At 62.6% G+C, this 14,060-nt stretch carries 14 protein-coding genes; 7 read left to right on the top strand and 7 right to left on the bottom strand.

Going from position 1 to position 14,060, the window contains the following annotated elements; genetic code table 11:
* Positions 1-1,080, top strand: a complete 1,080-nt coding sequence (locus tag E5K00_RS00705; protein ID WP_135460682.1) for a threonine aldolase family protein — start codon at positions 1-3, stop codon at positions 1,078-1,080.
* 104 nt (positions 1,081-1,184) lie between these two features.
* Here the strand turns inward: E5K00_RS00705 and E5K00_RS00700 are convergent, their stop codons facing one another.
* Positions 1,185-2,030, bottom strand: a complete 846-nt coding sequence (locus tag E5K00_RS00700; protein WP_135460681.1) for an SDR family oxidoreductase — start codon at positions 2,028-2,030, stop codon at positions 1,185-1,187.
* A 79-nt stretch (positions 2,031-2,109) separates the two neighbouring features.
* On the opposite strand from E5K00_RS00700, the gene E5K00_RS00695 reads away from it, so the two are divergent.
* Entirely contained in the window at positions 2,110-2,538 is a 429-nt protein-coding gene (locus tag E5K00_RS00695) for a winged helix-turn-helix transcriptional regulator (RefSeq protein ID WP_135460680.1), read from the top strand.
* Positions 2,539-2,574: 36 nt separating this feature from the next.
* Here the strand turns inward: E5K00_RS00695 and nhaA are convergent, their stop codons facing one another.
* Complete coding sequence (gene nhaA / locus E5K00_RS00690) at positions 2,575-3,759, bottom strand: Na+/H+ antiporter NhaA (protein WP_135460679.1); 1,185 nt, start codon at positions 3,757-3,759, stop codon at positions 2,575-2,577.
* 210 nt (positions 3,760-3,969) lie between these two features.
* Here nhaA and E5K00_RS00685 point away from each other — a divergent pair, with 210 nt between their 5' ends.
* Together E5K00_RS00685 and E5K00_RS00680 are read left to right on the top strand one after the other, a co-directional pair.
* Positions 3,970-4,626 (top strand): metallophosphoesterase family protein, encoded by a 657-nt coding sequence (locus E5K00_RS00685; protein WP_135460678.1) that lies wholly within the window; start codon positions 3,970-3,972, stop codon positions 4,624-4,626.
* 28 nt (positions 4,627-4,654) lie between these two features.
* Positions 4,655-5,275 (top strand): DNA-3-methyladenine glycosylase family protein, encoded by a 621-nt coding sequence (locus E5K00_RS00680; RefSeq protein WP_135463632.1) that lies wholly within the window; start codon positions 4,655-4,657, stop codon positions 5,273-5,275.
* 1 nt (position 5,276) lies between these two features.
* Here the strand turns inward: E5K00_RS00680 and E5K00_RS00675 are convergent, their stop codons facing one another.
* Genes E5K00_RS00675 through E5K00_RS00665 form a run of 3 tightly spaced genes read right to left on the bottom strand, consistent with a single transcriptional unit; the run spans position 5,277 to position 6,695 of the window.
* Positions 5,277-5,486, bottom strand: a complete 210-nt coding sequence (locus E5K00_RS00675) for a hypothetical protein (RefSeq protein WP_135460677.1) — start codon at positions 5,484-5,486, stop codon at positions 5,277-5,279.
* 32 nt (positions 5,487-5,518) lie between these two features.
* Positions 5,519-5,776: a hypothetical protein gene (locus E5K00_RS00670; protein WP_135460676.1), complete on the bottom strand. Its 258-nt coding sequence runs from the start codon at positions 5,774-5,776 to the stop codon at positions 5,519-5,521.
* 1 nt (position 5,777) lies between these two features.
* Complete coding sequence (locus E5K00_RS00665; RefSeq protein WP_135460675.1) at positions 5,778-6,695, bottom strand: DUF58 domain-containing protein; 918 nt, start codon at positions 6,693-6,695, stop codon at positions 5,778-5,780.
* A gap of 271 nt (positions 6,696-6,966) precedes the next feature.
* Here E5K00_RS00665 and E5K00_RS00660 point away from each other — a divergent pair, with 271 nt between their 5' ends.
* The 3 genes from E5K00_RS00660 (at position 6,967) to E5K00_RS00650 (ending at position 9,197) form a co-directional block, all read left to right on the top strand.
* A complete protein-coding gene (locus E5K00_RS00660) occupies positions 6,967-7,323 on the top strand; it encodes a DUF3276 family protein (protein WP_135460674.1) in 357 nt (118 codons plus the stop codon).
* Between the two features lie 420 nt (positions 7,324-7,743).
* Positions 7,744-8,844, top strand: coding sequence for a redox-regulated ATPase YchF (ychF, locus tag E5K00_RS00655; protein WP_135460673.1), 1,101 nt, complete (start codon positions 7,744-7,746; stop codon positions 8,842-8,844).
* 143 nt (positions 8,845-8,987) lie between these two features.
* Positions 8,988-9,197 (top strand): zinc ribbon domain-containing protein YjdM, encoded by a 210-nt coding sequence (locus tag E5K00_RS00650; protein WP_019947089.1) that lies wholly within the window; start codon positions 8,988-8,990, stop codon positions 9,195-9,197.
* Positions 9,198-9,289: 92 nt separating this feature from the next.
* Here the strand turns inward: E5K00_RS00650 and E5K00_RS00645 are convergent, their stop codons facing one another.
* Positions 9,290-12,853, bottom strand: a complete 3,564-nt coding sequence (locus E5K00_RS00645; protein WP_135460672.1) for a M1 family aminopeptidase — start codon at positions 12,851-12,853, stop codon at positions 9,290-9,292.
* Between the two features lie 11 nt (positions 12,854-12,864).
* On the bottom strand, positions 12,865-13,767 hold the full coding sequence (locus tag E5K00_RS00640) for an ABC transporter ATP-binding protein (RefSeq protein ID WP_135460671.1): 903 nt from the start codon (positions 13,765-13,767) through the stop codon (positions 12,865-12,867).
* Positions 13,768-14,060: the final 293 nt, after the last annotated feature.

Genomic DNA, 14,060 nt, shown 5'->3' with positions numbered 1-14,060 from the left:
ATGTCTGAACCCCTTATCGATTTACGCTCCGATACCGTCACGCGGCCCAGCGCCGCCATGCTCGAAGCCATGCTCCGTGCCCCCGTTGGCGACGACGTGTACGAGGAAGACCCCACCGTGCGGGAGCTGGAAGAAACGGCGGCGGCCCGCTTCGGCCTCGAAGCCGGCCTGTTCTGCCCCTCCGGCACCATGACCAACCAGATTGCCATCAAAGCCCACACCGAGCCGCTGTCGGAAGTTATCTGCGAGCAGACGGCCCACGTCTACCTGTGGGAAGTCGGGGGCATTGCCTTCCACTCGGGGGCCTCGGTGGCGCTGCTGCCCGGCGACCGGGGCCGCGTGACGGCCGCCCAGGTGGAAGCCGCCATCCGGCCCGCCAACAACGTGCACTACCCCACGTCCAACCTGATCTGCCTGGAAAACACCAGCAACCGGGGCGGGGGCAGCTGCTACTCGCTGGAAACCATTGCCAGCATTGCCGAAGTGGCCCAGCGCCGGGGCCTGGCCCTGCACCTCGACGGGGCCCGCGTGTTCAACGCCCTGGTTGCCACCGGCCAGGACGCGGCGGAGTACGGTAAGTACTTCGACTCGATTTCGGTGTGCTTGTCGAAGGGCCTGGGCGCGCCGGTGGGCTCGGTGCTGCTGGGCAGTAAGGCCTTTGTTCACAAGTGCCGCCGCATTCGTAAGGTGATGGGCGGCGGCATGCGGCAGGCCGGCATTCTGGCCGCCGCGGGCCTCTACGCCCTCCAGCACAACGTGGCGCGCCTGGCCGACGACCACCGCCGCGCCCAGCAGCTGGGGGCCGTGCTGGCCGCCCAGCCCTACGTGGCCGAAGTGCTGCCCATCGAAACCAACCTGGCCATCTTCCGCCTCCAGGACGACATGCCGGCCGATACTTTCCTGGCCGCGCTGGAGCAACAGGGCATCCGGGCGTCGTCGTTTGGCCCCCAGATGATTCGGTTCGTCACCCACCTCGACGTTGACGACCCGATGGTTGAGCGGGTAACGCAGGCGTTGCAGGCCCTGAGCGTTGGCGCGCCCGGCGCTACCACGCCCTCCGGCTCTCTTTCGGCCTACTAAAGTCGCCGCTTAGCTCTCAGCAGTCAGCCTTACGCGTAAAACAAACAGCCGACCCGGGACTACCGCGGGTCGGCTGTTTGTGTTTACTGGCAACCCGCCAGTACTTACTTGAGCGCCGCGGCTACGGCCGTGGACAGGGGCGTGGTGGGGCGGCCAATCAGGCGGGACAGCTGGCGGCTGTCGTCGAACAGGGCACCGGTGGCGGCGTCGGCATCCCAGCTGGCCAGGCCGTGGGCAAAGCCTTCGGGAATGCCGAAGCTGCTCAGCACGGCGGCGTAGTCGGCCACCGGCAGGTCTTTGTAGGGAATGTCTTTGCCGGTCTGGCGCGAGATTTCCGCCGCCAGCTCCGTCAGCGTGTACGAGTCGTCGCCGGCCAGCTCGTAGGTCTGGCCCTCGTGGCCCGTGCCGGTGAGCACGGCTACGGCCGCCTCGGCAAAATCGGCCCGGGTGGCCGAGGAAATCAGGCCGTCCTTGGCGCTGCCCAGGAAGGCCCCGCCGGCCACCGCCCCGTGTACCGAGCCGGTATAGTTTTCCGTGTACCAGCCGTTGCGCAGCAGCGTGTACGGAATGCCCGACGCCTTCACATCGGCTTCCGTGGCGCGGTGCTCCTCGGCCAGGCTCAGGGGCGAGGAGTCGGCGTGCAGCAGGCTGGTGTAGGCAATGCGCTTGACGCCGGCCTTTTTGGCGGCCTCAATAACGTTGCGGTGCTGGGTGGCGCGCTGGCCTACTTCGCTCGACGAAATCAGCAGCAGCGTATCTACGCCCGCCAGTGCCGCTTCCAGTGCGGCGGGCTGGGTGTAGTCGGCCTCGCGCGCCTCCACGCCCAAGTCGGCGGCCTTAGCGGGGTTGCGCACCAGCGCCACGATTTGGGCGGCGGGCACCCGGGCTTTCAGCTTTTCAATAACAAGGCGGCCGAGCTGACCCGTCGCGCCGGTGATGGCAATGCTCATATACTGGTCGGTTAAATGATGGATGGGCCAAAAGTATTATCTTTACTTACATAAAGTAAGTACGTACAAAAAGGTAAGTATGAAAAAAGAGTTGGGCGCTTCCCCGCCCGCCGCCGCGGCCACCCTTTCCGACAAGCTGCTGCGCGGCGACCTGCTATCGGCCGGCTGCCCTTCGCGCACGGTCCTCAAGCACCTGACCAGCCGCTGGGGCGTGCTGGTGCTGCTGGTACTGGAAGGCGAAACCCGGCGCTTCAGCGAACTGCGCCGCCTGATTGACGGCGTCAGTGAGCGGATGCTGGCCCAGACGCTGCAGTGGCTGGAAGCCGACGGCCTGGTGAAGCGCGTGGCCTACGAAGTGGTGCCGCCGCACGTGGAATACAGCCTGACCCCGCTGGGCCAGCAGGCGGCCCCGAAAGTGCGGGCCCTGGCCGACTGGGTGGAAGTCAGCTTTCCCGTAGTGCAGCAGCACTGGAATGCCACGGCCAACAACGAGCCCGCTCGTCGCTAACCCTAGTTGGGGCACAAATGGTGGCGGGCAAGGGCGCTAGGGAGCGGCTTCTGCGGCGGCGGCCAGCTTAGCGGCAGCACTTTCCTCGGCCTGGTGGGCCAGGTGCAGCACCAGCAGCCCCAACAGCGCGGCCACCAACGAGCCCACGATAACGGCAATTTTGGCCAGGTCAATCCGGCCCGGGTCGGTGAACGACAGGTTGGCAATGAAGATGGCCATGGTGAAGCCGATGCCGGCCGTGAAACCCAGACCCAGCATCTTGACCCAGGTAACGCGCTCCGGCAACGAGGCCACGCCGGCTTTGACGCTGAGCCAGGTAACGCCGAAAATTCCGAGCGGCTTGCCCAGCAGCAGCCCCAGCCCGATGCCCAGCCCCAACGGGCTCAGCAGCTCCTGCACCGACTCGGCCGACACCACGATGGCCGTGTTGGCCAGGGCGAAGATGGGCAGAATCAGGTAGCTAATGGGCTTGTGCAGGGCCGCTTCCAACTTTTCAATGGCGTCGGTGGGAATGGTCAGGGCCAGCAGCACGCCGGCAATGGTGGCGTGCACGCCCGATTTGAGCACGAAAAACCACAGCGCCAGGCCCAGCAGAAAGTACAGCGGCAGCCAGCTTACTTTCAGGCGGTTGAGCAGTATCAGCACCCCAAACAGGCCCCCGGCAATCAGCAAGTAAGTGGTATGAAGCTCCGCCGTGTAAAACAGGGCAATGATGAGTACCGCAATCAGGTCGTCGATAATGGCTAGGGCCGTCAGGAACACCCGCAGGCCGAAGGGCACCTTGTCGCCGAGCAAGGACAGGATGCCCAGGGAAAAGGCAATGTCGGTAGCCGTGGGCACGGCCCAGCCGTGGCCAGCGGCGGTGCCCACGTTAAATAAAAGGTAAATTCCGGCCGGCACAGCCACTCCCCCCACGGCCGCCAGGGTGGGCAGCAAGGCCTGGCGCACGTCCGTTAGCTCACCATAAAGCACTTCCCGCTTGATTTCCAGTCCGACCGCGAAAAAGAAAATCACCATCAGACCATCATCAACCCAGTGGGCCAGCGTTTTTTCCAGCGGCGCCCAGCCCAGGGGATTTTCCCAGAAATGCAGGTAGGCATTGCCCCAGGCCGAGTTGCTGATCAGCAGAGAAATAATGGTGGCCAGCAGCAGCAGCAAACCCGAAAGCTTCCCGCTTTCGGACAGCTCCCGGATTGGAACAATGACTATGCGATAAAGCATTAGCGGATATTTTGTGGCAAAAACCCGGGCGCAGCCCACGCCTGGGGCGGAGCAAAGCTAGCCGTAACGTCGGGTTTGGGCCGCCCGGCGGGCAAATCGGATACCCATCAAACGAACGGGCCCGTAAATCTATTACGAACTAATTGCCACCGGGGTGACTACCGGCGGCCCCAGGCTACTTTTGCCCCCGAGTTACCCCACGCCTACCCTATGAATCTATTTGTAATCGGTGACGTCCACGGCTGCTACCACACCTTCCTGGAGCTGCTCCAGCACTGGCAGCCCGAGCAGGAGCTGCTGATTCAGGTGGGCGACCTGGTGGACCGCGGCAACTTCTCCCCCGATACCGTCGGTCTGGCCCTGAGTTTGAGCGAGCGGCACCCCCAAAACACGGTGTTTCTCAAGGGCAACCACGAGCTGGGCATGACGCGCCACTACGGCCCCCAGGGCCCCTACCCCAACTGGCTGCTCTGGGGCGGGCGCTACACCACGGCCCAGTATAGCCTGCGCCGCAGCCTGCTGCCCAGCCATTTATCCTGGCTCGGTCAACGGCCGCTGTTCTGGGAAAATGACCACGTGTTCGTCAGCCACGCCGGCCTGGCCGATACGCCCGAGCCGCTGAACGAGGACAACCCGGACGGCATTCTGTGGCGGCGAGGCCCCTTGCACCACATTGGCAAGCTGCAGGTGATTGGCCACACGCCCACCGCCGGCAGCCCCGACTTCGACCCCGCGCACCACGTCCTCAACATCGACACCGGGGCCGTGTATGGCCGGGCCCTGACCGGCGTGAAACTTTCGCCCCAGGGCGAGGTACTCCAGATTCTTACCGTCCCCACTCACCCCATTGACAGTGACCAAGCCTGATTTCTCTGCCGCCGCCCCGGCCTTTTCTATGGAAGAAGCTTTGCGCCACTTGAGCCAGGCCGATGCCGTGCTGGCCACCCTGATTGCCCGGGGCCGCGCCATCGAGCCCCGGCCCCACGAAGATTTGTACTTGGCCCTGCTGCGCGCCATCGTCAGCCAGCAGATTTCCACCAAAGCCGCGGCGGCCATCTGGAAAAAGGTGCAGGCCCTGTTCCTGCCCGAGGGCTACCCCGAGCCGGCCGTCCTCCTACAGCTCACCGACGAAGACCTGCGCGCGGCCGGTATTTCGCGCCAGAAAGCGGGCTACCTGCGCGCCATTGCCGAGTTTGCCCAGCGCGGCCAGCTCGACCACGCCCACCTCAGCCAGCTCGAGGCCGAGGCCTTCACCCAGCACCTGACCCAGATCAAAGGCGTGGGCCGCTGGACGGCCCAGATGCTGCAAATGTTTGCTCTGGACCAGCCCGACGTGTTTCCCGAGGGTGATTTGGGCATTCAGAACGCCATGCGCAAGCACTACGGCCTACAGGAAACCGGCCGGACCCTGCTGCGCCGCATGACGGAGCTGGCCGAACCCTGGCGCCCCTACCGCACGCTGGCCAGCAAGTACCTCTGGCAGTCATTGGACAATACACCCGCCGACGAGCAGTAGCCTAGCGGGCGTCCGAATCGGGGTTGTTCCGCGCCGCCCGCTTCTGGTCGAAGTACGTGACGACCATCGTGACGAACACCGCCACGAACGGTACGCACAGGCCAAACAGCATCCAGCGCCACAACGAGCGGTTGTTCATGTGGGCAATGTAGCCGGTAATCAGGGCCGAGGGCAGACACACGAAGACCAGCAAAAAGACGTAATCAAGCAAAGCAGGGGAATTTAAAAGAACAGAACAAGCGGCTACCAAAACCGCTCCGGAATCTGGGTAAGCTGCGTCTCCAGCTGCCAGTCGGCGGGCTGCATATTGACGTAAAACCATTTGGCCCCGGCATTCAGCCACTGCCGGCGGAAAGCCCGGGCAGTTTCCACCGAATAGTCGTCGGTACCGAACTGCACGCCGCAACACTCGCAGGTGCCGTAGTCGGGCGCATCGTCGTTGGGGCCCCAGGGCGAATAGTCGTAATCGAGGCCGCAGACGCGGCAGTGCCATACTGCCATACTACCGGACTTTGCCCCGCTTGACGAGGTAGGCGTAGAGCACCTTGTCGAACGGCTCCCGGATGTCGACCGGCACGAAGTCGATGCGGTACTGCCCGCAGCGTAACGCCAGCTCCTGCTCGTACTGCTGCATGGCGGCGCGGTACTGCTCGCGCACCTGGGCCGGCTGCAGCTTGATCTGCTCCCCGGTTTCGACGTCCTCAAACAGGTAGGGCCGCTCGGCAAAGGCAAATTCGGATTCCGTGGCGCGGTCCATGATGTGAAACAGCAACACCTCGTGCTGCTGGTGGCGCAGGTGCTGCAGGGCGGCCAGGCTGGCCGTTTGCTCCTCGGGGTTGCGGCCCAGCATGTCCGAAAACAGAATAACCAACGAGCGTTTGGGAATCTGCTGGGCAATCTGGTGAATCACGCCCGACACGTCGGTGGCGCGGCGGGGCGCGGCGGGGCGCTCCAGCAGCTGTTGCAGAGTCAGCAGCAGGGTGTGGCGGTGCGAGGTCGTGGACCGCACCGGCGTTTGCAGCTCCACCTGGTCGGCGAAGGTGACCAGGCCCACCGCGTCGCGCTGCTTCTGCAGCAGCGTGGTGAGGGCCGCGGCGCAGAGCACGGCGAAGCGCAGCTTGTCGTGGCCGGGGGCCGGGTAATACATGCTCGGGCTCACGTCGAGCAGCAGGTGGCAGCGCAGGTTGGTTTCCTCCTCATAGCGCTTCACAAACAGCTTGTCGGTGCGGGCAAACACCTTCCAGTCGATGTGGCGGGTGCTTTCGCCGGGGTTGTAGAGGCGGTGCTCCGAAAACTCGACCGAAAAGCCGTGGTAGGGCGACTGGTGCAGGCCCGTGATAAAGCCTTCCACGAGCTGGCGGGCCAGAAACTCCAGGTTCTCAAACGAGCGAACGGCAGCCAGATCAAGCGGTTGGGACATCGGTGAATGAGTGAATGAGTGAATGAGTGAAGTGCCGCCGCAAGGCGCAATACATAGGTTTTACTAGATATAATCCAGCTTTCGGTATTGCCCCTACTTTTTCCCGGCTCCGTCCTAAAATCCCGCGCACAAACCCGGAAAGCCGTAAAACAAAGATACCCCGCATTTTGTGGAAAAAATTTGACCTCAATATTTTTATATACGGCTGGAACATTTTACTTTGGGTGGTAATTCAATCATCTTGGAATAAATCAACCTATTTGAAGGCACCGTGGAAGACCGTCACGATCAGGAAGAAATCTACTCTCAACGCATTAAAGCGGGCAAACGCACGTACTTTTTCGACGTAAAGGCCACGCGCGGGCAGGACTACTACCTCACCATCACGGAAAGCAAGCGTAAGCTGCGCGATGATGACACGTTTTCCTACGAGAAACACAAAATTTTCCTCTACAAGGAAGACTTCGCCAAATTCGTGGATGCCCTGCAGGACGCAGTGGACTACGTGCGCGAAGAGCTGCTCAGCGAAGAGGAAGTAGCCGAGCTGGACCGCCCCCGTCCCGCTTACGACAATTACGAAGGCGACAACAACGGCTTCAACCCCAACCGCTCCGACGACAACTACTAGCCCCGAAGCTTAGCGAAACACTGCTTTACTCTTTACCTGAATTCAGCACCTTCGCGCGGCGCGCTTCGACTCTTCCAGGGTTGAAGCGCGCCGTTCTTTTGTGGGTATTCTTCAGCTGTCATCCTGAGCATTCCGCGCATGAAGCGGTGACGAAGGACCTTATCACCCTGGAACGAGTCGTTGCTACGATTATCGTGCTGACGTGATAAGGTCCTTCGCTGTGCTCAGGATGACGGACGGATAATGTTAGCATTGCGGTAGAGATGCTTCGACTTCGCTCAGCATGACGTTCTGCTTTTCCCTTCTCCAAGCTGTGGCAGATTACGCCAAGGATTACCCGAAAAACAGCCGTACCTTTGCCCCTCGAATTGCGCCCCTGGGGTGCAGTTCACCATTTCACCAACTCACCATTTCACTATTATGGGTCTCCGCTGCGGAATCGTCGGTTTGCCGAACGTGGGTAAGTCCACGCTGTTCAACGCCCTTTCGAACGCCAAGGCCGAATCGGCCAACTATCCTTTCTGCACCATCGAGCCCAACGTGGGCGTGATTACCGTGCCCGACGAGCGGCTCCAGATCCTGGAAGCCCTGGTGAACCCCAAGCGCGTGCTGCCCACCATCATTGAGTTTGTGGACATTGCCGGCCTGGTGAAGGGCGCTTCCAAGGGCGAAGGTCTGGGCAACAAGTTCCTGGCCAACATCCGCGAGGTTGACGCCATCATCCACGTGGTGCGCTGCTTCGAAGACCCCAACATCGTGCACGTAGCCGGCGGCGTCGACCCGGTGTTTGACAAGGACGTTATCGACACCGAATTGCAGCTCAAGGACCTGGAAAGCATCGACAAGAAGCTCCAGAAGTCGGAGCGCTCGGCCAAGGCCGGCGACGCGGCGGCCAAAAAGGAAGTAGCCATTCTGCAGCGCTTTAAGGCGGCGCTGGAAGCCGGGCAGAACGCCCGCGCCGTGGTGGCCGACGACGTGGAGCTGGAGGCCGTGGCCGATTTGCAGCTGCTCACCATCAAGCCCGTGATTTACGTGGCCAACGTGGACGAGGCCAGCATTGCCACCGACGGCAACAAGCACGTGGCCGCCCTGCGCGAGCATGTGAAAGCCGAAGGCGCCCAGGTAGTACTCGTATCGGCCGCCATTGAGGAGCAGATTGCCGACATGGAAGACCCCGAGGAAAAGGAAATGTTCCTGGCCGAGTACGGCCTCACTGAGTCGGGCCTGAGCAAGCTGATTCGCTCCAGCTACGAGCTGCTGAACCTGATTACCTACTTCACCGCCGGCGTGCAGGAAGTACGGGCCTGGACCATCCACAAGGGCGACAAGGCTCCGCAGGCGGCCGGCGTTATCCACTCCGATTTCGAGAAGGGCTTTATCCGGGCCGAGGTGATTAAGCTGGCCGATTACCAGGAATACAAAACCGAGGTCAAAATCAAGGAAGCCGGCAAGATGGCCGTGGAAGGCAAGGACTACGTGGTGCAGGACGGCGACATCATGCACTTCCGCTTCAACGTGTAATTGCGCAACACAACAGAACGTCATGTCGACCAGCGGGAGACATCTCGCGTGCAGTAGTAACTTAATTACCATTGCACGCGAGATGTCTCCCGCTGGTCGACATGACGTTCTAAAAGCCACATCTTCCCCAAATACTTCCCCTCATGGACGTAAAAGACAGCAACGGCAACCTGCTCGCCGAGGGCGACTCGGTGACGCTGATTAAGGATCTGAAAGTGAAAGGCTCGTCGCTCACACTCAAGCGCGGCACGGTGGTCAAGAACATTCGCCTAACTAACAGCCCGGCCGAAATTGAGGGCCGCGCCGGCGGCTCGACGATGGTACTCAAGACGGAGTTTCTGAAGAAAGCCTAGCTGCCCGCGGCTTACTAAGGCACAATGCAAAAAAGCCCCGACCATGATTGGCCGGGGCTTTTTTACTGACGTATGAGCCACGCGTTTCCGGCTTACTTCATTGCGAAGGCGGCCAGGGTATTGTCTTCCGGCCGGCGGTCTACGAGCAGCAGATCTGGGTCAAGAACGGCTTTTTCGGGCGCGGCGGCCACGGTGAAGCGCACCACTTTGCGCGGGGCCGTGACCAGCAGGCGCTGGCGGGTCAGTACTTTGTTGTTGGTGCCGTAGAGGGCCAGGTCGAGGTAATCGTGCAGGGGCGCTTCGGTTTCCTGGCCCAGTTCGTCGGCGTAGCGCTTGTGGGCTTCCATCTGCACCGTGACCTGGTAGCGGCCGTCGGGCCGGCGCTGGTAGGCTACTTCCCGCACCTGGTTGTCGTAGAGGGTGATGCGCTTGAGCTGGTCGGCTACCAAGTACTGCAGCGAGTCAGGCGTGGCGCGCAGGAGGTAGCCGTAAAGGTCTTCAGAGGAGGGGTACGGGGCGGGGCGGTCCTGGTAGTCGCGCATAAACTGGCCGAGGGCGGCGTGGAGGCGTTGCTCGCCCAGGTAGCTGCGTAGCGAGTACAGCGCCAGGGAGCCTTTGGCGTAGTGAATATGGGGCTGGTCCTCGTTGTAGAGCAAGGGCAGCTCCCGCACCTTCTCACTGGCCCGGCCCCGCAGGTAGTAGTCCTGGGCATAGCGGCGCAGCTTCAGCACCCGCGCGGGGCCATATTGCCGCTCCAGCATCAGCGTCGACAGGTATTCGGACACGGATTCGGACATAAAGGTAGCGCCTTGCACCGCCGCGCCGGTAACCTGGTGGCCCCACCACTGGTGGGCCATTTCGTGGGCCACGAGGCGGTAAGTGCGGTCCACGTCGTGGTCGTCGGGGCTGGTTTGGGCAATAAAGCCGAGGCCTTCGGAATAAGGCATGGTACCGGGAAACGCCTGGGCAAACTGCTGGTAGCGCGGAAACTCGATGATGCGGGCCTGCTGCTGCGGATACGCCCCAAACTGCTGCCCGTAATAAGCCAGCGAGGCGCGCATGGACTTCATCATCCGGTCCAGGTTATACGGGTGGCCGGGGTGGTAGTAGATTTCCAGGTCGACGCCGTTCTGCCGCTCGCGCCGCACCTGGTAGCGGGCCGAGGTGATGGAGTAAAAGTTGAGCACCGGCGCGGCCAGGCGGTAGTGGAAGTAGCGGCGGCCATTCTGCTGCCATTCCTTGAGCAAAGAGCCGGGGGCCACGGCAATCTGGTCGGGGCTGGTGCTGACCGTGGCCTCGAAGCGCAGCCGGTCGGCGTCGGTGGAAATGTAGGTATTGGCGTAGGCCGCCGAGTCGGATTGCGGGGCCATGCGGGCCCGCTCGGGTAGGCCGAACTTGGCCCGGTCGGTGGCGTTTTCCAGCTCCAGGTTGCGGGTGTAGCCGATGGTGGGCGCCAGGTCGAAGTTGTTGAGGAAGGTGCCGTTGCCGTTAATCAGGGGCCGGGAAACCTTGTTTTCGAAACCCCGGGCCCGGTACTGGGCCGAGTAGCCGAGTACCAGCGAGTCGCCGGGGGCCAGGGCGGGCCGGAGCACGAAGCTGCGGAAGTGCCGGCGCTGGTCGTTCAGCCCGGGCCGGGCTCCGGGGATGCGGAACTGGTAGTTTTCCAGGTAGCCGCTGTAGGACACAAGCAGAGTATCGAGTGGGCGGCCGGTTTTGTTCCGGAGCGTGAGCTGGCCTTTCACCTGCACGGCGCGGGCCGCGGGCGTGAGGTCGATTTGCAGATTGACGGCCGTGACGCGGGGCTGGGGGGCGTGCTCGTAGCGCTTGTATAGCTTTTCATAATCAGCCTGCAGACCTTGATCCTCGGCCAGGGTGGCGTAGTCGTTGCGCACGGCGGTGTTGTAGTAAATCCAGGCGCCCAGGCCCAGCCAGGCAACGAGGCCGGTGGCGGCCACGGCCCGCAGCGCGGGTGTAAACGACTGCCGCAGCTGGGTAGCACTGAACGCCCCGCCCACGGCCCGGCCCCGCACCCAGAGCCCGGCGGTGAGGGCCACGAGCAGCACGCAAAAGGCCGTCCAGTAGAGCTTAAACCACACGATGCTCTCGGCGAAAGGCCCGAAGCCGTTCATGTCGGAATACGTAAAGGCGGGCGTGTCGGCGAAGCGCAGCAGGTTGTTGTTCCAGTCGAGGGCGGCCCCGCTGATGGCCTGGAATAGGATAATGGCCACCGTCAGGCCGTAGGCCAGAAACTTGTTGCGCAGCAGCACGTGCAGAAATACCGTGCCCACGGCCACCATCACGTAGCGGGTAAACTCGATGCCGAACACAGCCTGTCCGTAGAGGCTCCACTCGAAGTTGGTGTAGCCCTGCAAGGCCTGGGCCGCCACGCACACCAGCACGCCCATCGTGGTCAAAAAGGCGGCAATGAAGACCAGGGTCAGCATTTTAGCCGTGTAAGGCACCCAGGAAGGCCGGGGCGAAGCGTCCAGGATACCGTCGAGGCGGGCGTCCTGCTCTTTCCACACCAGCACCCCGCCGTAGTACACCAGCACCGCCACGACGAACAGGCCGTAGGTGCCGTTAATCAGGTCGAGCATGGTGTAGGTGACCGGGAAGAAATGGCCGCCTTCCCGCTCCGAGGCCGTGGCCGCGATACTGAGCAAATTGAGCATGCCCACTCCCAGCAGTATCCAGAACGGCACCGATTTGAGAATGCCCAGCAAGTCGAGGCGGGTTTGCTCGGTGAGCTGCACCAGCGCGGCGCTACGGTCGTGGCGGGGCTGCACCCGGGGCCGGGGCGTGGGCGCGGCGGGTCGGGCCGGGGCTACGGGCTCAGCCAGGCGCTGCTTTTTAACTTTGCCGGTGGCAGTAGTGAAGGAAAACAGGCCGTGGGTGAGGCCCATCAGCGCCCCGGCAATGCTCAGCCACACCAGGCGGTTGGTGAGCAGCGGCCCGACGAACTCCGGCACGGCGGTGTTTTTCTCGGCCACCGTCCAGTACTTGGTTAATGCGTGCAGGGTGCGCAGGCCAAACGGGTCGAGTAGCAGCACGCTGGCCGGGGTGTCGAGGTTGGGCGTGAACAGGCCCACCAGCAGGAAGCCCACCATCAGCCCCAGGGCGGCAATAAAGGCGTAAACGGTGTTGCGCGTCAGCACCGTGAGGCAGTAGATAATGGCCCCGGCCAGCACCACGTTGGGCACGATGAACAGGCTAATGGCCTGCACGTAGGGCGCCAGCTGAAACGCGCCCACCCGGGCCGGCTCGTTGAGCAGCGTACCCAGCAACACCGCCAGCAGCAACCCCAGCAAAGCCAGCACCGCCACCAGCACCCCGCCCAGGAAGCGGCCCCAGAGGTAGGCGGCTTTTTCGAGGGGCGCGGCGTAGAGCACTTGCGCGTAGCCCGAGCCCGAGTCGCGGGTGGCGGTGCTGGCCATAATGGCCGTGATGAAGAGCAGGCAGAGCATGGTCATGGCCCCGGCCCGGCTCAGGATGGCGAAGGGCGCGTTGACGTGCAGGTTGCGCAAATCCTGCCCCATTTGCAGGCTGGGCCAGAGCATGGCCAGCAACGTCATTCCGAAGGTGACGGCCAGGAAGATATACGTGAGCGGCTGCTTGCGCCAGGTGGCCAGCTCGAAGCGGAGAAAGGCGGTAAACATGGCGGCGGGGCTTAGGCAGGAAGAAGAGTGGATTGCACGGCGTGGCCTCTCCCCTGAATGGTGGAGAAAAACACGTCTTCCAAACTAGGCTCCACGGCCTGGAACCCGGCCGGCGCCAGCTCCTCGCCCACCACGTGCAGCAGGGGCTGCCCGGCCAGCAGCTTGGTCGAAATCACCTGGTACTGCTGCTGGTACTCGGCCAGCTCGGCCTTGTCGATGGTCCGTTCCCAGATGCGGCCCCGCAGCTCGTGCATGGCGGCCTGGGGCTCACCGGCAAACAGCACCCGGCCCTCGTTGATGATGGCCATGTTGCGGCACAGCTCCCGCACGTCGTCCACGATGTGGGTGCTCAGAATCACGATGATGTTTTCCCCGATTTCGCTCAGCAGGTTGTAAAACCGGTTCCGCTCCCCCGGGTCGAGGCCGGCGGTGGGCTCATCCACAATGATGAGCAGCGGATTGCCGATCAGGGCCTGGGCAATGCCGAAGCGCTGCTTCATGCCACCCGAAAACGTGCTGATGCTGCGCTTGCGCACCTCATACAGGTTGGTTTGCTCCAACAGGGCCTTCACCGTCTCGCGCCGCTCCTGGCGGTTTACCAGGCCCTTGACCACGGCCATGTGGTCGAGCAGCTCCTCGGCCGACACCCGCGGGTAGACGCCAAACTCCTGGGGCAGGTAGCCCAGCACCCGGCGCAGGGCCATCTGGTCGTGCAGCGCGTCGATGGCGTCGAGGTGGATGCTGCCGCTGTCGGGGGCCTGCAAAGTGGCAATGGTGCGCATCAGGGAGCTTTTGCCGGCGCCGTTGGGGCCGAGCAGGCCAAACATGCCCTGCGGAATGGTTAAGCTCACGTTGTCGAGGGCCTTGACCCCGTTGGGGTAGGTTTTCGACAGGTTTTTGATGATTAGGTCCATGCTGGAAAGGAGTTTAGGAGCGGTGTCGCGGCGCCTGCCACGCGGTTTTCTGTCGTAAACATGCCTTTCTTATCCGCGCCCGGCAACCGGGAATGAGTAAGTGGTAGCCCCCGGCCGGAATCCGGCCGGGTTGACTTAGAAGCCGTTTTGGAACTCAACAGAACGTCATGCAGAGCGCAGCGAAGCATCTCGCGTGCTGACGTTGCACCCCACCCCAACCCCTCCCCTCTGGGAGAGGGGCTTATTTTACTTTGGCAACGACTTTTACTAGTGTCGTAGTAGTAGTAACTAGT

This window comes from Hymenobacter aquaticus (assembly GCF_004765605.1).
Classification (GTDB): domain Bacteria; phylum Bacteroidota; class Bacteroidia; order Cytophagales; family Hymenobacteraceae; genus Hymenobacter; species Hymenobacter aquaticus.
This window is presented reverse-complemented; position numbering and strand designations above follow the sequence as displayed.